Raw genomic sequence first — 18746 nt, forward strand, 5'->3', positions numbered from 1 at the left:
TGACCGCGTGGCACCCGGACGGGACAGGTCCAATCCGGTATGAGTGGACTGGAAAATTCCGGTACTGCGGCCCCGGGGGCCGCCCAGCCACGCTTGAGCGTGTCTCCCCCGGCATGTTAGTGCGTATGCGATCCTTATGACCCATCGTCAGAGCCCGGCCGCCGTCAGCCGCCGAACCGGCAGACCGCCGTTGCTCTGGGTCGTGACCACCGTGTCCCTCCTGGAGGCCGCCGTGAACCCAGATGACATCGCCTACTGTGAAATCCACCCCACCCTCGGCGTCGCCCGCGTCGGCAACAGCCCCGACGGCTGGTTCGTCGGCCCGGAGACACCCGGGACGGGCGCGCACCCCGAAGCCGGCTACAAGGATCCCCAGGGCCGGGTGAAACGCCAGGCCGCACGCTTCCGCGTCTACGGCTACGACAAGGACCACAACGTCCTCGGCGAGGTGACCGCCGAGGACGCGGACCTGCAGTGGTCGGTCGAGCTGGCCAACGCGAAGGCCGCCTGGTACCGCTTCCACGGGAGGTTCAACCGCTCCGAGGCCCCGGACAACCTGCGCAACCAGAGCATCGACCCGGCCGACCCGCAGGCCCGGGCCACCCTCGTCATCAAGCCGGGACCGCGCAGCGTGAGCGGCCCGGACGCGGACGGCCGGCAGGCCCGGTTCGACACCGGCACCTTCCTCGGCATCCCCGTCGCACTCGGCGAGCTGCGGACCGACGAGGCGGGCCGGCTGCTCGTCCTGGGCGGATACGGCCACTCGGCCTCCGCCAAACCGGACAACCCGCTCACCACCTACGCCAACAACGACTTCTGGCACGACGACACCTCCGACGGCCCGGTGAGCGCGACCGTCACCGTGGCCGGCGGGCGGAGCATCCCGGTGACCCCCGCCTGGGTCCTGGTGGCACCGCCCGACTTCGCCCCCGACACCGAGAACATCGTCACCCTCTACGACGTCGCCCGGGAGGTCGCCGAGGGCGAGGGTTGGCTGACCGCGCCGCCGGAGGTCTCGTTCACCCGTGACGTCCTGCCGCTGCTCGACCGGATCAGCGGCTACCAGTGGGTCAACCTCAACGCCCTGCGCGGTCACGGCCCCGGCGAGCAGGGCGACTTCCGCGACCCGGACCTGCTGGCCGCGCTGGCCTCGAACGCCCCCGGGGACGCCGTCGCCCGCAACACCGTCTTCCGGCGGCTGCGGACCCCCGGCGCGGAGGACGTCACCCAGGCCAACTACGCCTTCATGCCGCAGCTCGCCGGCGACGACGGCGACCCGATCGAGGGCAAGCCCCGCACCTGGTTCACCCTGCTGCCCGGACAGTACGAGCGGATGCGCCGCTGGGCGGCCGGGGACTTCACCGCCGACCACGACCCGGACGCCTCGACCACCGCCGAACCCGCGCCGCTCGCCGACCTGCCCGTCGCCGAACAGCCGCACGCCCTCGTCCGGGCCGCCCTGGAGCCCTGCGTGGGCGGGCCGTTCTTCCCCGGCATCGAGATGACGTACATCGCCGACGACCCGGCCACCTGGTCCGGCGCGTTCCGGCTGCGGGCCGGCCTGGCCGCCGGGGACGTCACCAAGCACATGGCGGTGCCCTGGCAGGCCGACTTCTACGAGTGCCACACGCACTGGTGGCCGGCCCAGCGGCCGGACGACGTCCTGCCGGAGGAGCAGTACCGCAGCCTGATCCGGGCCGCCGGCAGCCCCTCCCAGCCCACCGAACTCGACGCGTACCGCAAGCCGTGGGCCCGGGGAGTGGGGACCCAGGCGGTCTACCGTCCCGAGCTCGAACGGCGTCAGGGCGAGACCACGCTGGCCTACCTGACGCGGATGAACCGGCGCTGGCAGCTCCTGCGCGATCACGCCGGCGACAACGAGATGGTCGAGAAGTGGAGCAGCCTCGGCTTCGTCGTCGCCCGGACCGGCGCCGCCGGCGAGACGGTGCTGGTGGAGACCGAGCGCGCCCGGCAGGTCGGCCTCACCGACCGCGAGTGGTTCTACATGCTCCAGCACCCCGACCGCTTCCCGCAGCAGGTCGAGGCCGCCGCCCAGTACGTGGAGGGCGTGCTCGCCCATGCGGTGGCCAGACAGGCGGATCCGCTGCTGCCGCTGACCCTGCGCCCGTTCCGCTACACCCAGGAGGCGTTCGAGGCGCGTCTCCAGCTGATCTACACCGACCTGGTGCGGCAGGCCGAGAACTACAACCCGGCGCAGGACCCCATCTTCCGCAACCGGCCCGCGCTGATCGAGCGGATCCGCCAGTTCGCGCCGTTCAACCTCCTCGACGGCGCCTGGCTGCGCAACGCCACCCCGGTCGGCCCGATCAGCGACATCCACGCCCTGCTGTTCTCCATCTGGGTGGACGAGGTCGGCGGCGGCGACCCCGCGCTCAACCACTCCAACCTCTACCACGACCTGCTGCGCAGCGTGGGCCTCTACCTGCCGCCGGTGGACTCCTACGACTTCGCGATGCAGCCGGACATGCTCGACTCGGCGTACACCCTCAGTGCCTTCCAGCTGGCGATCTCGCTCTACTCCGAGCGGTTCTTCCCGGAGATCCTCGGGATGACGCTGCAGCTGGAGTGGGAGGTGGTCGGGATCAAGCCCACGGCGGAGCTGTTCGACTACTACGGCGTCGACTCGCGGTTCTACAAGATGCACGTGGGCATCGACAACGCGGCCTCCGGGCACGGCGCCAAGGCCCGGGACGCGGTCGCGCGGTACCTGGAGGCGATCTACGACGCCGGTGGCGACGAGGCCGTCCAGCAGCAGTGGCAGCGGATCTGGACCGGCTACGTGGCGTTCCAGGACACCGGCACCATCGGCGAGGACATTCTCCGGCTGGCGCTGAACCCGCCCACCGCGGAGGACCGCCTGGTCGAGATGATCACCCGCAAGGCGCCGTACGCCTCGGTGAACCACGACGGGAAGCAGCTCGGGGACAACCGGCTCAACGACTGGTTCCTCGACCCGTCCGGCCTGCTGGTGCAGCTCCAGGAGTCCGGGCTGATCCTGCCGGGCGATCCGGAGGGCAGCCCGTTCTTCGAACTGACCTCCTTCACCGGGCCCATGTACAAGGTCTTCACCGAGAGCGAGCTGGCGCTCTGGCACGAGTGGACGCGCTCGCTCACCGACGGCCCGCCGCCCACTCCCCCGGTGCTCTCGCCGCTCCAGGCGATGATCAAGCTGGTCGAGACCCTGCGGCAGCGCCAGACCGGCACCCCCGGGCACATCGGGTCCGTCATCACCGGCCCCGACCCGATGAACCCGGCCGTGACCCGGAAGGACACGGTGGCCTGGTGGTTCACCCAGCCCACCGGATCGCTGCTGGCCGCGATCTCCCACCCCGACAACCGGCTGATCACACCCGGCCGCCCCGAGCAGAGCAGCTTCGTCACCGACCTGCTGTCCCCCGGCGGTTCGATGGGCCGGGCGTTCGAGGCCGTGGTGCCGGGCACCGGCAAGAGCGGGCGCGAGATCGCCGTGGAGTGGATCACCGCGGGCTGTCCGCTGCCCGACCTGAGCGCCCCGCAGGCCCGGGTGCTGCTGTCCACGCCGTTCCCGGTGCCGGCGGTGGGCGGTGCCGGGGTGGGTGCGGCCGCGCCGGCCGATGCGGCGGCGGGGTCGGGCGCCGGTCCGGAGGGGGCCGCGCCCGGGGAGGCGGACGCCCAGACCGTCCGACCGAGGATCACCGGCATGGGCGCCGTCCACTGACATCCGGTGGCTGACCGCCCGTCCCGGCCGGCGCCGACCGGCCGGGACGGGCCCTGCCCCGCTCCTGACGCGCCGGGGAGGGAGGAAGGAAGGGCGGCTACTCCCCCGTCACCCGGGGGCCCGGCTTGAACCCGTGGGCCCGGGCGTTGCGGACCACCGCGAGCGCGAGCAGGGCCAGCACCAGCAGGATCCAAGGGAACGAGGCCGCCCCGGAGGACTCCAGCAGGAGACCGCCGACCAGGCCGCCACCGGCGACGGCGAGGTTGAAGACGGTGACCAGCATCGACTGGGCGACGTCGGCGCCGTCCCCCGCGGTGTCGGCGATCGCCGTCTGCAGCAGCGTCGGCGCCCCTCCGAAGGTGAACCCCCAGGCGACCACGCCGGCGATCACCGCCACGGGCGAGGAGTGGCCGATCCCGAGCACCAGCGCGGCGACCGCGAAGCCCGCCAGGCTCGCCAGGGTGAGGGCCCGCAGCCGGCGGTCCACCAGCAGGCCGGTCGCCCAGATGCCCGCGATGGCGCAGGCGCCGAAGACCAGCAGCACCACGTCGACCCGACCGTCCAGCCCGGCGTCGGCCAGGAAGGGCGCGATGTAGGTGTAGAGGATGTTGTGCGCCAGGATCCAGAGGAAGATCACCGCCAGCACCGAACGGATGCCGGGGGCGAGGAAGATCCGACCGATCGGCTGCCGGCTCTCGGCGGCCTGTCCGGGGAAGTCCGGCACCAGCGCCCGTACCCAGAACAGCAGGGCGAGGGCGACTCCGGACATGATCCAGAAGACCCCGCGCCAGTCCGTCAGCGAGCCCAGCCAGGTGCCCAGCGGCACGCCGAAGGTGAGCGCGATCGGCTGACCGACCCCGACCACGGCGAGCGCCCTGCCCTGCAGGTGCGCCGGCACCAGTCGCCGGGCGTAGCCCGCCAGCAGACCCCAGATCACGCCCGACGCCATCCCGGCGACGAACCGCGCAGTCAGGGTGAGCGCGTAGTCGGTCGACAGGGCGGTCACGGTGTTGAACACGCACAGGCCACCGACGGCGAAGAGGAGCAGCGGGCGGCGCCGCACGCTGCGGGTGGCCGCGACCACGGGGATCGCGGCCACCACCGAACCGATGGCGTAAAGGGTGACGAGCTGGCCGGCGAAACCCTCCGACACGTCCAGCCCGCGGCCGATCTGCGGCAGCAGGCCGGCGGGCATCGTCTCCGTCATGATGGCCAGGAAGCCGGCGGTGGTGAACGCCAGCAGTCCCCAGACCGGGAGCCTGTCCTCGGCCGGGGGCCGGTCCGGGCTCAGCGCGACTGCTTCGGTACTTCCGGTACTGCTCACGAGAGTTCTCCAGTTCGGTGCGAGCCGTTCCCGCCGTCGGCGCGGCTCTGGACGTGGTCGCGCGGCGTCCCGGCCACGCCGGGGCCGGGACGCGGGTCGGTGCTGCGGGTACAGGTCGGTGCTGCGGTGCTGTGCGGTGCGGTGCGGTGCTTCGGCCATGCGGTGCTGCGGTGTTGCGGGGAGTACGGGGTGCTGCGGGGAGTGCGGGGTACCGCGGGTGCCGGGGGCGCCTCAGTGCTCGGCGAGCAGCGAGCCGTAGCCGTGCACGCGGTCCGTGATGCCGTTCTGGCGCAGGGCGTGCCAGTAGAGCACCGCGTTGTTCGAGATGACCGGCTTGTCGGTCCAGGCCTCGGCGACCGCCGCCACACGCATCATGGCCACGTTCGTCCCGACCTGGACGATCGCCTCGATGTCCGTCCCGTCGATGCCCTTCACCGCCTCGCGCAGCCGGGCCTCGGAGACGTGCGAGATCTTCGCCGGGCTCTGGCTGCCGAGCCCGCGGATCCGCACCACCTCGTAGCCGGAGTCGGTGAAGAAGCGGCTCACCGAGTCGTCGCCGACCGGGAGGTAGGGGGTGATGACCGCGATCCGGCGGGCGCCGTAGGAGTCCAGCGCGGCGCGGATCGCGTCGGGGCTCATGGTGACCGGTAAGCCGCCGGCGACCGACTTCATCGAGTCCAGGACGCGGGCGTGGGCCTCGGCGCCCTCCCAGTAGCTCTCGGGGGAGACCCCGATGATGACGCAGTCGGGGTTGCAGGTGATCAGGCTGGTGATCGCCGGATGGGTCGACCTCCTGATGCTGTGCATCACGTGGTCGAAGCCCGGCTCGTCCTCCATCGAGTCGTCGCCTATCAGCATCCGGCTCGTGTGGTTCGTCACCTCGAAGGGCCGCAGGGCCTCCATCTCGGGCTGGGCCGAGGTGTTGGTCGAGGGCAGGACGACGCCGACCTTGAGGCGCGGCCCGAGTGAGTCGGTCATGGGGAGCTCCGTAGGGTGTTGGGCGGCCCGGGAGGGCCGGACAGGGACTGGCGGGCACGTTCCGGGGGGTGGCCCGGGCGGGCGCGGCGGGCCGGGCGTCCGGGGCCAGGAGGGTCGGGGTGGGCGGGGGGTTCGGGGTGGGCGGCCCACCGCCGGTCTCCCGGCGGTGGGCCACCGGACGTCAGCCGGCCAGGTAGGAGGCGGCCATGTCCTTGTCGCCGTGGCCCTCGTCCAGGGCCCGCTGGAACCGGCGCAGGCCGGCGGCGGTGCCGTCGACCTTCACGCCGGCCTCCTCGGCGGCGTCCACCACCAACCGGGCGTCCTTCACCGAGTTGCTGACGGAGAAACTGGTGGAGTAGTCACCCGCGAGGATGGCGGCCGCCTTGAGCTGGAAGTACTTGCTGTCCAGCGGACCGCCGGTCACCACGTCGACCACCAGTGCCGGGTCGATGCCCAGCCCGCGGGCGATGGCCAGGCTCTCGGCCGTGCCGTGCGTGAGGGCGAAGACCAGGCTGTTGAGCGCGAGCTTGAGGCGGCTGGCGGCGCCGCTCTCCTCGCCGATCCAGACCGTCCGGCTCCCGATCGCGTCGAACACCTGGCGGGCGTCCTCGCGGCGGTCCGTCGGCCCGGAGGCGATGATCACCAGTTGGCCGTTCTCCGCCGGCTGCCTGGTGCCCTGGACGGGTGCGTCGTAGAACACCAGGCCGTGCCGCTCGGCGAAGCCGGCGAGCTCGCCGATCGCCTCGACCCCGACGGTGCTCAGCTGGACCCAGACCGCGCCCTTCGCGAGCGCGGGGGCCGCGGCCTCGACCGCCTCCAGCACCGCCGGACCGTCCTTGAGGACAGTGACGATGACGTCGGCGCCCGCGACCGCCGCCGCGGGCGTGTCGGCCACCTCGATCCCACCGGACGCGGCGAGGGCCTCCGCCTTGGCGTGCGTCCTGTTCCAGACGCTCACCGCGAAGTTCTTCCGCAGGTTGCGTGCCACCGGCGCACCGATGATGCCGGTGCCGAGCACCGCGACCTTCCTCGTGCGGGTCTGCGTACCGGTCGTCTCTGTCATGCGAGTTCTCCTCTTGGGGGCTGTACGGTGTCGCCGGGCCGTCCGGTCTCCCGGACGCGCCCTCAGGTGGTGCGGTAGTCCGGCGCCTTGATCAGCAGGTGATCGCGTCCGGTGATCTCGGGGAGGTACACGGCCTCGTGCCAGTCCGCCGCGGGGTACGGCTCCAGGGCGATCGAGACCGCGCCCTCGTAGGTGGAGAAGTGCCGCTCGACGACCGCGCTGACGGCGTCGGCCAGCGCCTCCTTCTGCTCGTCGGTGAACTCCCGCGAGTGGTACTTGATGCTGACGTGGGGCATGGCTCTCCTTCGGTAGGGGCGGGTGGTGCCGGGGATCCGCCGGCGGGTGCCGGCGGGGGTTCAGAGGCCGAGTCGGGCCCGCAGGGCCGCCGCCAGTTCGCCCACTCCGTGCGGCTTCAGCACGCCGTAGTGGTCGCCGGCCAGGTCGACCGTCGTCGGGGGCGCGGCCGAGTAGCCCGAACTGCCCTCGACGAACGAGTAGTCGTCCCCCTCGGCCTTGAATATGGTGACCGGCGCGGTCAGCCGCCGCTCGGCGAGTTCGCGGAAGCTGTAGTCGAACTCGTACGTCCCGCCGACGATCCGGGTGATCCTGCGGATCAACTCCTCGTCCAGGGCCGGGAAGAGCTCGTGGACGACCGCGACGAAGCCGTCCTCGTCGGAGGCCGCAGCCAGGCAGTGCTCCAGCTCGGGCCCGCTGATGGTGCCGGCGAAGACGGAGAACAGGATGGTCAGGTACGCCGGGTTGCGGTACGAGGCCTCGCGGCCGTGGCGCTCGCCCGCCGCCGTGCGGACCTTCGGGTTCCCGGGGCAGATCAGGAAGAGGTTCTCCACCCGCTCACCGGCCTGCTCCAGCTGCCAGGCCGACTCGAACGCGACCCGGGCGCCGAAGGAGTAGCCCCACAGGGTGTAGGGCCCCTCGGGCTGCTCCCGGCGGATCTCCGCGACGTCCGCGGCGGCCATCTCCCTGATCGTCGGGTGGGGCACCTCACCGGCGTTCACGCCGTGCGCCTGGATCCCGTAGAAGGGCCGGCCGACCCCGACCTCCCTGGCCAGCAGGCGCAGGTTCATCGGGTAGCCGCCGAGGCCCGGCCAGCAGAACACCGGGCTGCCGGCGCCCTCGGTGTGCAGCGGCACCAGCCGGGAGGACGGGCCGGCGCCGCCGCCCTCGATCCGGGCGGCCAGGTCGGCCAGTCGCGGCGCCTCGAACACCACCTGCAGCGGCAGCGCCGTCCCGTAGTGCCGGTTGATCCGGTTGATCAGCGCCACCGCGATCAGGGAGTTCCCGCCGGAGGCGAAGAACTCGTCCGCCACGGAGACGTTCTCGTACTTCAGCGCCCGCCCCCAGGCCTCGGCCAGCCAGTGCTCGACCGGTGTCGAGGGCGCCACGTACTCGCTGCCGGTGCCGGCGGCGAGCACCTGCGGCGAGGCGGCCAGCGCCTTGGCGTCCACCTTCCCGTTCGCCGTCAGCGGCAGCTCGTCCAGCACCAGGACCCGGTTGGGGATCATGTAGTCCGGTAGCAGCGCGGCCAGTTCGTCCCTGACGATCTCCGCCGGGCCCTTCATGTGGACCGAGTCCTCGTACATCCCCTCGCTGCGGACCTGCTCCTCGCTGACCCCGCCGCCGACGAAGAAGTACGAGGCGCCGCGGGCGATCCCGTGCCCGGCCAGGATCTCGTCCATCCGCCGCGCGGCCGGCAGCGGGTGCCCGCTCCTGGAGCTGTAGCCGGAGGACATCAGCCCCAGCCCGAGGCCGTTGCGCTGCAGGTGGTGCAGCCTGGTGCCCAGGCTGACGTACTCCAGCCACGGCTCCCGGGCCCGGCTCACCGCGGTGATGCCGAAGGACGCCCGCTGGTAGACCTGCTGGTTGATCGCGATCACGTGCCGGCGCAGCACCAGCTCGTCCGAGAGGTGCTCCAACGCGCCGTCCCGGTAGCGGTACTGGCCCGCGGGCAGGCCCTCGACCCGGCCCGGGTGCGCCTGGAGGTAGATCTCGGCCGGATCGTGCGGCCGGGTCCCGTCGGCGGGGTGGATCTCGAAGGTGCCCAGGTAGTGGTCCTCGTCCGCGACGTCCAGCCGGCCCTTGACGGACTCGCGGTGCTCCAGCGGCCGGATGCCGAGGCCGTACTCGGGGAGCATCTCCTCGAAGACGCCCACCATGTGGCCGGTCTCGAACTCCAGCACCTCCAGGATGTTGTTCCGGTAGACCGGCTCGATGGCGCTGCGGCGGCCGGCGAAGTGCGCCAGCAGGTACGGGCCGCCGCGCTCCTCGGCCGGGCCGACCCGGACCAGTCGGTGGTCGGCGGGGTGGTAGTAGTACACGCCCGCCGGCACGCCGTCCAGACCGCCGGTCTCCAGGTAGAGCTGGGTCGCGGAGAGCGCGCCCGGGGAGGCGTAGGCGTACTTCGGCAGCAGTCGCTGGTCGCTGCGGAACTGGCCGAACCATCTGAGGAGCGTGCCGAGTTCGTCGAAGTGCAGGTCGTCGAGGGCGCGCGAGCGGGTCGCGGCGGGGCGCTCGGCGAGCAGCGCCAGCAGGTCGGCCCTGGTGACCGGGCGGCCCTCGTAGAAGCGGTAGGTCTTGCGGGCGAAGGTCTCCCGCCGCTGCCGCTCGGACTCCTTGCGGCCCGGCAGCTCCAGGGCGGGCCGGCCGGCGAGCTGGTCGCCGCTGCGGAGCCCGGCGCCCGCGAGCTGCGCCCGGACCTGGAGCTTGCTCGCCTTGGACTGGTGGTGGCCGCCGTGGTTGCCCTGGTCCATCAGGGCCGCTTCCTTGGGATTCAGCTCGATGCAGGCGACCAGGTTCTGGAACCCCGTCCGCGGGTCGTCGGTGACCACGGCCGCCGCCCGCCTGACCCAGTCGTGCTCCTCGATCGCCAGGGCGATCTCGTCCAGCTCGACCCGGTAGCCGCGCAGCTTGATCTGGTTGTCCGCCCGGCCGGAGTACTGGATCGTGCCGTCCGCGTTCCAGTAGGCCAGGTCCCCCGTGCGGTAGAGCCGTTCGGTCGGTACGAACGGGGAGGGGACGAACCGCTCCCGGGTCAGGTCCGGCCGGTGCAGGTAGCCGCGGGCCAACTGGACGCCGCCGATGTACAGCTCACCGGTCGTGCCGATGTCCACCGGCGCCCGGTCCTCGTCGAGGATGAAGCACTGGGTGTTGTCCACCGGTACGCCGATCGGGATCGAGCCCGCGCCGTCGCCGATCGCGTCCGGATCCACCAGCCACGCGGTGGCGTTGATGGTGGTCTCGGTGGGGCCGTACAGGTTGACCAGCGAGGCCCGGGGCAGCTCGTCGGCGAAGGACCGGGCGAGCCGCTGCGAGAGCGCCTCACCGCCGGAGAACACCCTTCGCAGGGTGGTGCAGTCGCCGAGCCGCTCGGTGTCCAGCAGCGCCTGGAGCAGGGTGGGCACGCACTGGAGGGTGGTGACGGCGTGCTCGTCGATGATGTCGACCAGGGCCTCCGGATCCCGGTAGAGGCCGGGGGTGCCCGTCACCACGGTGGCACCGGCGGCCGGGGCGAGGATCTCCCACTGCGCCGCGTCGAAGCTCATCGGCGTCTTCTGCAGGACCGTCACCTCGGGACCGAGGTGGCCGCAGGCGTCCATCCAGCGCATCTGGGACACGATGCTGCGCTGCTCTATCATCACGCCCTTCGGCCGGCCGGTGCTGCCCGAGGTGTAGATGACGTACGCCAGCGAGTCCGGCCGGATGCCCACCGGCACGGGGCCGTCGACGCTCCGGACGTCGGCCGCGGTGACCACCCGGACGCCGGCCGGGGCCAGTTCGGCGAGCCGCGCGCGCAGGTGCTCCTGGGTGACGATGACGCGGGTCCGGCTGTCCTCGATCATGAAGCGCAGCCGGTCGGCGGGGTACTCGGGCGACAGCGGCAGGTAGGCGGCCCCGGCGTAGAGGATGCCCCAGGCGCCGGTCATCAGGTCCGCGGAGGGTTCGACGTACAGGCCCACGCAGTCCTCGGCGGCGACGCCCGAGTCCCTGAGGTGGGCGGCGAGTCGGCGGCTCTCCCGGGCGAGCTCCCGGTAGCTGAGCCGGCGGTCCCCACCGGCCACCGCGGTGGCCTCGGGGCGGAGTTCCGCCTGCTGTTCCAGCAGTCCTGGCAGGCAGGCGCCGAGCCCTAAGCGAGTGTCGTGCACCGGCGCGATGAACTGTGCGGTCTCCATGTGGTCCCCCACGTAGTAAGAACATCTGACGCTTGCGTGACCGGGCCTGCCCCGTTCCTCCCCCGCCCCTGGACCCACCGCGGCGCCCTGCGACCGGCCGCCCGAGGCCCGCCTCCGGCACCTGAGCGGCGGCCCCGGACGCACGCCACCCGGCACCGGGCACGCGGGCCGAGGGCCGGGGCAGGGCGCCGAACTCCACCGGGCCTGCCGCGCGCGGGCGTTCCGGTCGCGCCAGGGCGCCCGGAGCCGGCACGGCGGTGCGACGAGGCCGGAGCGACCGCTCCGCCGGTCGGCCCCGCACGGCGACCGTGGCCCGGGCCGGTCCGCACGGCCCGGCGGGTGGCGGACAGCGAACAGCGGGCAGCCGGCAGCGCACCGGACGAGCCGTCCGGTGCGGGCCTGTTCCGACCCCGGAACCGCGGTGCCGTCAGCGGCGACACCCACGGTCGGGCGACCGGCCCGAACGACGCCGGGCCGGACCCTTCCGGCGACCGCGCACACCGCGGTCGGTTCCGGGGGGATCTGCCGTCGCCCCGCATCCGGGTGCTCCGGCACGCCGTCGCGGGTCCGCTATTTCATGGCGTGACATAAATCCGAGAAGTTCGACAGAAACAATAGGGGCGGGCCTGCCGTGACCCCCTGCTGGATCGTCGGCGTCGCCCGAAGAAGGCATACGCCCTTCAAACAACATGCGCCGATCGTAAACTGAGCACAGGAAGTAAGGCAAGGGCAAAGGTTTCGTCTGGATATCGTCCGGCCGTCCGCGGATCAGGGCCGGTGAAACCTTCCTTCTCCCCCGCGGCGGCGCAGCAGCGCTCGGCCGTATCGCCGTTCCAGCAGCTCAGATCAGGTACGACGGCCCGGCCGGATCATCCCGCTCGCCCCGTACACGCACCACGTACCACGCACGGTCCGTCATTACCGTACGACCATATCCGGATCACTCTGTTCCAGATCTGTTCGCAGCGGGCCTCCCCGGCTGCGAATATCGCGTGTGACCTGGCCTTTCACGGAAATTCCCGGCCTTCGGCGGGGCGGGCCCGGGCCGTCGACCGATCGCCACCGTGGTGCGGGAGTGATTCATGTGGTGGATGAGACGACCAGGACCCGCCCGCCCGATGAAATCGCGTCACACCGGCGGCGCGACGACGGCGGTGGATCATCGGCTAATCGGTCGTCCGAGTCCGGACCTGCAGCACACCACCCGCGGACCAGTGATTCATCCCGACGGGAAGCCGATCGAGCGCGGGGAAGAGCGGGAACCGGAAACTGTCGGCGACCGAGGTTTCCTCACGAACCCTCACCCGACACCACCTCGGATGACCCCTTTTGTGTACGCCGCATTCACCATCATGAACGCAGCATTGCCATTGATGAAATCATTCCCCGGCCCGGCCGAAACAGCGAACGTGAACGCGAACGCGAATACGATGGCCGGATGCCCGGCCGGGCGCAGCGGCGCCCGGCGGAGCCCGCTCCGAACCGACGCGGCCCGGGAGAACCGCGACACCCGGGGCGCGGGCGGCAACGGACCGGGGAGCGCCGTCGAGGGGGGCGGGGTGGTCAGCGCCGGCCCGGCTGTTCGCGCCGGCGGCGTTCCTCCCGCCGGAAGAGCCGGGCCAGTTCCCTGGTCGCCTCGTCCGGCGGTTCCGGCGACTCCGCGTCCGGATCGCCGCCCCGCGCCCGGAGTCGACGGTCGAGCTCCAGCACCGGCAGGTCGGGGTCGAAGTCGCTGGAGCGGGGGCCCTCGGGGCCGTCGGGGCCGATCCGCACCAGCCGCTCGGTCCGGACCACCCGCAGCAGCCGGTCCGCCACCCGAAGGTCGCAGCCGCGCTCCCGGTCGAGCCGGTCGGCGGCGCGCGCGTACTGGCCGCGCTCGGCCGCGGAGAGCCCGCGCCGGACCGGGTCCAGCACGCGCAGGGCCAGCGCCAGCCCGTCCCGGGCGCCCTGCGGGGTGGTCGCGTCCAGGCTCGACTCCGGGGCCCAGCGCCCGCCGACGCACTCGGCGACCATGAAGGCGGCGGGCAGCAGCACGCCGCCGGGGTGGGTGCGGGCGGCCAGCCGCGAGTCCCGCAGGACGGGCGGCGGCGCCGTGCCCGCGGCCCGGACCAGGGCCAGCAGTTCGGCCTTGAGGATCGCCTCGGACACGCCCGTCGGCACGGTGGGGTCGATCACGAACCCCGCGGCCGGGTCGTGCGCCCGGTCCGCCCGGCCCGCCGGTGCGGGATCCGGGTCGGTGGAGCGCGGCGGCTCCGGCCCGTCCGGACCGCTGCGGATGAACCGCTCGGCCCGCACCACCCGGTAGCGGGCCCCGAGGACGGTCGTCTCGTCGATCTTCTCGCCGTCCAGGCGCTCCGCCGCCCGCAGGCACTCCGCGCGCCCCGCCCGGTCGCCGGCCCGCCCGGCCTCCGCGGCCAGCCGGCGGAACTCCATCGCCATGCTCTCGCGGGCCCCCTGCGGCATCGGGGCGCCGAAGTACGGATGCAGCTCCCAGCCGCCCTCCTCGCGCTCCCGGGCCAGCCCGAAGACCGGGTGGCCGGCCGACAGGAGGTCGGGGTAGGGATCCCGCGCCTGCCAGGCCGCGAGGTCGGCCAGGTCCGCGACCGGGGCCTGCGGGACTCCCACCCTGATCGTCCGGTAGCCGGGAACGCCGTCGCCGTACTCAGTCATGCGTGCACCCTGCTCCCGACCGGTCACCCTCCGCAGCCGAACCCGGGAACTCCCGGCGCGCACCGGCCGGTCCGCGCCGACCGCCGGACCGCGCGCGGGTGCGCCCGGTGCGCCCGGTGCGCCCACTGCGTCAGGGGCGTCAGGTCTGCCCGGTGCACCCGGTGCGCCCGGTGCGCCGGCCGCGGCCGAACGGGCCGCGAACGCACCCTGTACGCGGACGGTCGCGATGTGTTGCCATGTACACGCCAAGTCCCGAGGCCCGCTCCTCGACCACGCGGCCCGGGATTCCTGGACGATCGGAAGGAAACCCATGATCGCAAGGATGCTCGCCGTCAGCGGCGCGACCGCCCTGCTCGGCACCTCGCTCACCGGCCTCGGCGGCGGAGCCGGCAGCGGCTGGCCCACCCCGCCCCCGCCGGACAAGATCGTCATCGACGTGGCGACCGTCAACGGCTCCGGCTGTCCGGCGGGGACGGCCGCCGTCGCGGTCTCCCCGGACAGCACCGCCTTCACCGTGACGTACAGCAACTACGTCGCCCAGGTGGGCCTCGGCTCCAAGCCGACCGACTTCCGCAAGAACTGCCAGCTCAACCTGCGGGTGCACGTCCCGCAGGGCTTCACCTACGCCATCGCCTCCGCCGACTACCGCGGCTTCGCCCACCTGGAGAAGGGCGCCGTCGGCATCCAGAAGGCGAACTACTACTTCCAGGGCTCGCCCCAGACGGCGTCCCAGAGCCACCGCTTCACCGGGCCGCTCGACGACGGCTGGCAGGCCACCGACAGCGTGCCGGTCGCCGCGCTGGTCTGGGCGCCCTGCGGCGAGACCCGCAACTTCAACATCAACACCGAGCTCCGGGTGAGCCCCGGCACCTCGGACCCCTCCCGGACCACCAGCTTCATGACGATGGACTCCACCGACGGCAGCATCAGGACGACGTACCGCCTCGCCTGGGACTACTGCCCCTGATCCCCCACCCCCTGCCCCGGCCGCCGGCCGCGCCGGCGGCCGGGGTCGGCGGGGCGGGCGCCGGGCAGGCTTCCCGCCCGGTACCCGCCCCACCCCGGACCACCGGCCTCAGGACGCCCAGCCGGCCAGCGCGCCGAGCACGGCCAGCAGCAGGCAGACCGTCACGTTGAGCGTCCCGTAGAGCGCGAGCACCGCGACGAACTCGCGGATCGTCGCGCTGGGCCGGTAGTACCGCGCGGTGTGCGCCCCCAGGACCTGGCCGGGCACACCCGCGCGGCGGGTGATCACCGCCGAGCGGAAGACGTGGAAGGTGTTGGTGACGACCACACAGCGGTAGTCCGGCCCGTGCCGTTCCATCAGCACCCTGCTGAACGCGAGGTTCTCCTCGGTGCTGCGCGAGCGGTCCTCCTGTTCGATCCGCTCCGGCGGACACCCCAGCTCCGCCAGGTGGACCGCCATCGCCTGCGCCTCGGGAACCTGCTCGTCACTGCCCTTGCCGCCGGAGACGATCATCCGCGGCGGCCGGCCGCGGGCCTCCTGCACCCGGTACAGGGCGTAGCCGCGCTCCAGGCGGCGGGCCAGCAGCGGCGGGACCTGGTCGCCGTCGACCAGCCCCGCGCCGAGCACCACGATGAAGTCGACGTCCCGGCGCACCGTCAGCCGCCCGTAGAGGAAGGCGTACCCCAGGAAGCACAGGAAGAGGAACCCCAGGTAGCCCGCGACCAGCAGGACTCCCCCGGCCAGCGCCCGCAGCGCCCGCGAGTCGAAGTGCACGGCCGCGAACAGCAGGGCGATCAGGACCAGGATCGCCAGCCCGGCCGTCAGCGACAGCAGATTGGCCAGCCGGCCGCCCTCCTGGCGGACCATGGTGACGCCGTTGGCCACCAGGAAGACCGCCGAGGCCACCAGGCCGAGTCCGGCCGCGGCCGGGATCACCAGCAGGACGGCGTCGACCAGCCCGTCGGGCAGGCGGGCGAGCGAGCCGAGCAGTCCGGCGGCCAGGAACAGCACCGACAGCCCCAGCAGGACGGCGTTGCCGAATCGACGCCGGTCGCGTCGCACACCGAGGGCGAAGAGCAGCAGGAACACGGTGGCCAGAAGATAGGCGGGCATGCGCAGGATCCTACGGACGGGCCCCGCCCGCGGCGCCGGCACCGGGCGGCGCGTCGCCCGTGACCTCGAGCCGCCGTGACCACGTCCGTCCGGGGCCGGTGGCGGGCGGGTCGGGGGATGCGTCGGCGGCCGGTGGTGACCGGGCGGGCGGCAGCGGGGAATCGGCCCCGGTGGATCCGGGCCGAGGGATCGGCGTGCGTCACAAAGGGATCGCCGACCGGCTAGCTTCGTTCAAGTTCGAACATCTGGCACGGTGTGGGGTGCATCGTTGAGACCATGTCGAGGACTTGGACGTGCCCGACCTTGCGGGCGCGTACGAGTCGCTTGTCGCCGCGGCCCGGACCGGGCGGCGGCGGTGTGCGGGGGCGGGGACGACCCGGCGGCGAGTACCGCAGGGGGCGAGTCCGTCCTGTGCGACCGCACCGCTGCCGGTTTCCCGGGGCCCTGCCGGTCCCCGCCGTCGTGGTGCGGACCGGAAGGAGAGACAGTGACGTCTTCCCGTTCTCGCAGAGCCTGGCCGCTACGGCTGAGGAGCCGCTCCCGGCGTCGTCCCCTGACCGCCGCGGCGTGCTCCGCCGCCCTCGTCCTGACCGGCCTGGTCGCCCTGGCCGCCGCGCCCGCCCAGGCGAGCACCGGGGGCCGGATGGCCTACGTCACGAACCTGCGCGGCAATTCGGTCTCGGTCATCGACATCGCGAGCGGCACGGTCACCGCGACCGTTCCCGTCGGCAGGTTCCCCGAAGGGGTGGCCGTGTCCCCCGACGCCTCGCGTGTGTACGTCGTCAACGACGGGGACAACAACGTCTCGGTCATCGACACCACCACCAACACGGTCACCGCGACCGTTCCCGTCGGCGCGGTCCCGGGTCCGGTGGCCGTCTCCCCCGACGGCTCCCTGCTCTACGTGGGCGACAACATCGCGACGGGCGTCGGCGGGATCACCGTGATCGACACCGCCACCGACACGGTCACCGCGACCTTCGCCACCGGCAGCCAGCCCTTCGGCATCGCGTTCGCACCCGACGGCGTCAACGCCTATGTCGCCAACTTCGTGGGCAGTTCGGTCTCGGTCGTCGACACCGCCACCAGCACGGTCACCGCGACCATCACCGACCCCAACGCCAGGACGCCCGCAGCTGTGGCGGTGACCCCCGACGGTGCCCACGCCTACACGGCCAACTTCAACAGCAACACCGTCTCGGTCATCGACACCGCCACCAACACCATCACCGCCCTCATCCCCAACCCCGGCGGCCCGGAAGGGATCGCGATCACCCCGGACGGAGCCAGCGTCTACGTGGCGAACGCCAACGCGGGCACCATCTCGGTCATCGACACCGCCACCAACACCGTCACCGGCACGACCACCGTCGGCTCGGCGCCGGTCGGCGTCACGGCCGACCGGACCGGCGGCAGCGCCTACGTCACCAACTCCGGCTCCAACACGGTCTCGGTGATCGACACGGCCACCCGCGCCGTCACCGGCACCGTCCCGGTGGGCACCACCCCGTTCGGCGTCGCCGTGACGCCCCCACGGCTCGCGGTCACCGCGATCACCCCCGCCCACGGCCCGGCCGCCGGCGGCGGCACCGTCACCATCACCGGGACCGGCCTGGCCGGCGCCGGCACCGTGAGCTTCGGCGGCACCCCGGCCACCGATGTCACCGTCGTCAACGACCTGACCGTCACCGCCACCGTCCCGGCCCACGCCGGCGGCACCGTGGACGTCACCGTCGCCACTCCCGCCGGCAGCAGCCCCGCGTCCGCGGCCGACCGGTACACCTACGTCGCGCAACCGACCGTGACCGCGGTCAGTCCCGGCAGCGGACCCACTGCCGGCGGCACCCCGGTCACCGTCCACGGCACCGGCCTGACCGGCGCCAGCGCCCTCACCTTCGGCCCCGGCAGCCCGGCTACCGCTGTGTCCTGCACCACCGACACCACCTGCACCACCACCTCCCCGGCCCATCCGGCCGGCACGGTCGACATCCAGGTCACCACCCCCGGCGGGACCAGCGCGACCAGCGGCGCGGACCAGTTCACCTACGTCCCGCCGACCGCCGACATCGCTGTCACCCTCACCGGCCAGCCCCACCTGGGCATCCTGGTGCCCTACCTCACCTACACCCTGACCGCCCACAACAGCGGCCCCGACCCGGTCACCTCGGCCACCATCACCGCGACCCTCCCACCGGGCACCAGCGCCACCAACCCGGCCTCCGGCTGCACCACCACGACGCACACCGTGACCTGCACCTACGGCGGCATCACCAACGGCGCCAGCGTCGCGAAGTCCTTCCGCGTCCCGCTGAACCTCCTGTCCCTCGGACCCGTCCCGGTCAGCGCCCTGCGAACAGCCTCCGCGCCCACCGACACCACCGCGGCCAACGACACCGGCACAGCCACCTGCACCGTCATCTCGAACATCCTGGCCGTCTGCCCGTAGGCCCTCCTCGCCCGGTGGTCCGGCACACGCACACGCCGGACCACCGGGTGCGGCCACCGACTCCTCATCGTGCAGGAGTTGGCCGGGCGCCCGCCCGTCCCTCGCGCCGGCCTGCGTGATCTCCCGCTCGACCGCCCTCCACCTCTCCTGACGCGAGGCGATCCGTCCTGCCCAAGGCACGTTCCCACGTGGCCTGCTGGGCCACCGCCGTGAACCCGCCCGCCCCGGCGGGGTCCGCTCGGCCGAAGTGTCGGAAGCTGCCCGTCACTACCCGCGAACC

Annotated in this window: 10 protein-coding genes; 3 read left to right on the top strand and 7 right to left on the bottom strand. The window is 72.8% G+C overall.

The window, feature by feature from the left end:
* Positions 1-232 precede the first annotated feature (232 nt).
* A complete protein-coding gene (locus ACFTWP_RS34500; protein WP_380268963.1) occupies positions 233-3718 on the top strand; it encodes a LodA/GoxA family CTQ-dependent oxidase in 3486 nt (1161 codons plus the stop codon).
* A gap of 97 nt (positions 3719-3815) precedes the next feature.
* Here ACFTWP_RS34500 and ACFTWP_RS34505 read toward each other — a convergent pair whose 3' ends face one another.
* From ACFTWP_RS34505 to ACFTWP_RS34530, 6 genes are all read right to left on the bottom strand, one after another.
* On the bottom strand, positions 3816-5042 hold the full coding sequence (locus tag ACFTWP_RS34505; RefSeq protein ID WP_380268964.1) for an MFS transporter: 1227 nt from the start codon (positions 5040-5042) through the stop codon (positions 3816-3818).
* Between the two features lie 231 nt (positions 5043-5273).
* On the bottom strand, positions 5274-6020 hold the full coding sequence (locus ACFTWP_RS34510) for an arylmalonate decarboxylase (protein ID WP_380268965.1): 747 nt from the start codon (positions 6018-6020) through the stop codon (positions 5274-5276).
* Between the two features lie 181 nt (positions 6021-6201).
* A complete protein-coding gene (locus tag ACFTWP_RS34515; RefSeq protein WP_380268966.1) occupies positions 6202-7083 on the bottom strand; it encodes an NAD(P)-dependent oxidoreductase in 882 nt (293 codons plus the stop codon).
* 62 nt (positions 7084-7145) lie between these two features.
* The gene (locus ACFTWP_RS34520) at positions 7146-7379 is read right to left on the bottom strand and encodes a tautomerase family protein (RefSeq protein ID WP_380268967.1); all 234 of its coding nucleotides are present in this window, start codon (positions 7377-7379) and stop codon (positions 7146-7148) included.
* A gap of 60 nt (positions 7380-7439) precedes the next feature.
* Positions 7440-11270 carry an amino acid adenylation domain-containing protein gene (locus tag ACFTWP_RS34525; protein WP_380268968.1) on the bottom strand — a complete coding sequence of 1277 codons (3831 nt, stop codon included), beginning with the start codon at positions 11268-11270 and terminating at the stop codon, positions 7440-7442.
* Between the two features lie 1563 nt (positions 11271-12833).
* A complete protein-coding gene (locus tag ACFTWP_RS34530) occupies positions 12834-13940 on the bottom strand; it encodes a DUF5954 family protein (RefSeq protein WP_380268969.1) in 1107 nt (368 codons plus the stop codon).
* A gap of 313 nt (positions 13941-14253) precedes the next feature.
* Between ACFTWP_RS34530 and ACFTWP_RS34535 the strand changes: the two genes are divergently transcribed.
* Positions 14254-14907: a DUF4360 domain-containing protein gene (locus ACFTWP_RS34535; RefSeq protein WP_380268993.1), complete on the top strand. Its 654-nt coding sequence runs from the start codon at positions 14254-14256 to the stop codon at positions 14905-14907.
* Between the two features lie 108 nt (positions 14908-15015).
* Here ACFTWP_RS34535 and ACFTWP_RS34540 read toward each other — a convergent pair whose 3' ends face one another.
* Positions 15016-16020: a YdcF family protein gene (locus ACFTWP_RS34540; RefSeq protein WP_380268970.1), complete on the bottom strand. Its 1005-nt coding sequence runs from the start codon at positions 16018-16020 to the stop codon at positions 15016-15018.
* A gap of 487 nt (positions 16021-16507) precedes the next feature.
* Between ACFTWP_RS34540 and ACFTWP_RS34545 the strand changes: the two genes are divergently transcribed.
* On the top strand, positions 16508-18466 hold the full coding sequence (locus tag ACFTWP_RS34545; RefSeq protein ID WP_380268971.1) for an IPT/TIG domain-containing protein: 1959 nt from the start codon (positions 16508-16510) through the stop codon (positions 18464-18466).
* The last annotated feature ends 280 nt before the right edge of the window (positions 18467-18746 follow it).

The sequence above is a fragment of the Kitasatospora sp. NPDC057015 genome, from assembly GCF_042673745.1.
In the GTDB taxonomy this organism is placed as follows: domain Bacteria; phylum Actinomycetota; class Actinomycetes; order Streptomycetales; family Streptomycetaceae; genus Kitasatospora.

Bases quoted from the DNA above. Each gene is read 5' to 3' on its own strand.
- ACFTWP_RS34510 (WP_380268965.1), bottom strand. From the start codon at position 6,020: ATGACCGACTCACTCGGGCCGCGCCTCAAGGTCGGCGTCGTCCTGCCC.
- ACFTWP_RS34530 (WP_380268969.1), bottom strand. From the start codon at position 13,940: ATGACTGAGTACGGCGACGGCGTTCCCGGCTACCGGACGATCAGGGTG.
- ACFTWP_RS34540 (WP_380268970.1), bottom strand. From the start codon at position 16,020: ATGCCCGCCTATCTTCTGGCCACCGTGTTCCTGCTGCTCTTCGCCCTC.
- ACFTWP_RS34525 (WP_380268968.1), bottom strand. From the start codon at position 11,270: ATGGAGACCGCACAGTTCATCGCGCCGGTGCACGACACTCGCTTAGGG.
- ACFTWP_RS34520 (WP_380268967.1), bottom strand. From the start codon at position 7,379: ATGCCCCACGTCAGCATCAAGTACCACTCGCGGGAGTTCACCGACGAG.
- ACFTWP_RS34515 (WP_380268966.1), bottom strand. From the start codon at position 7,083: ATGACAGAGACGACCGGTACGCAGACCCGCACGAGGAAGGTCGCGGTG.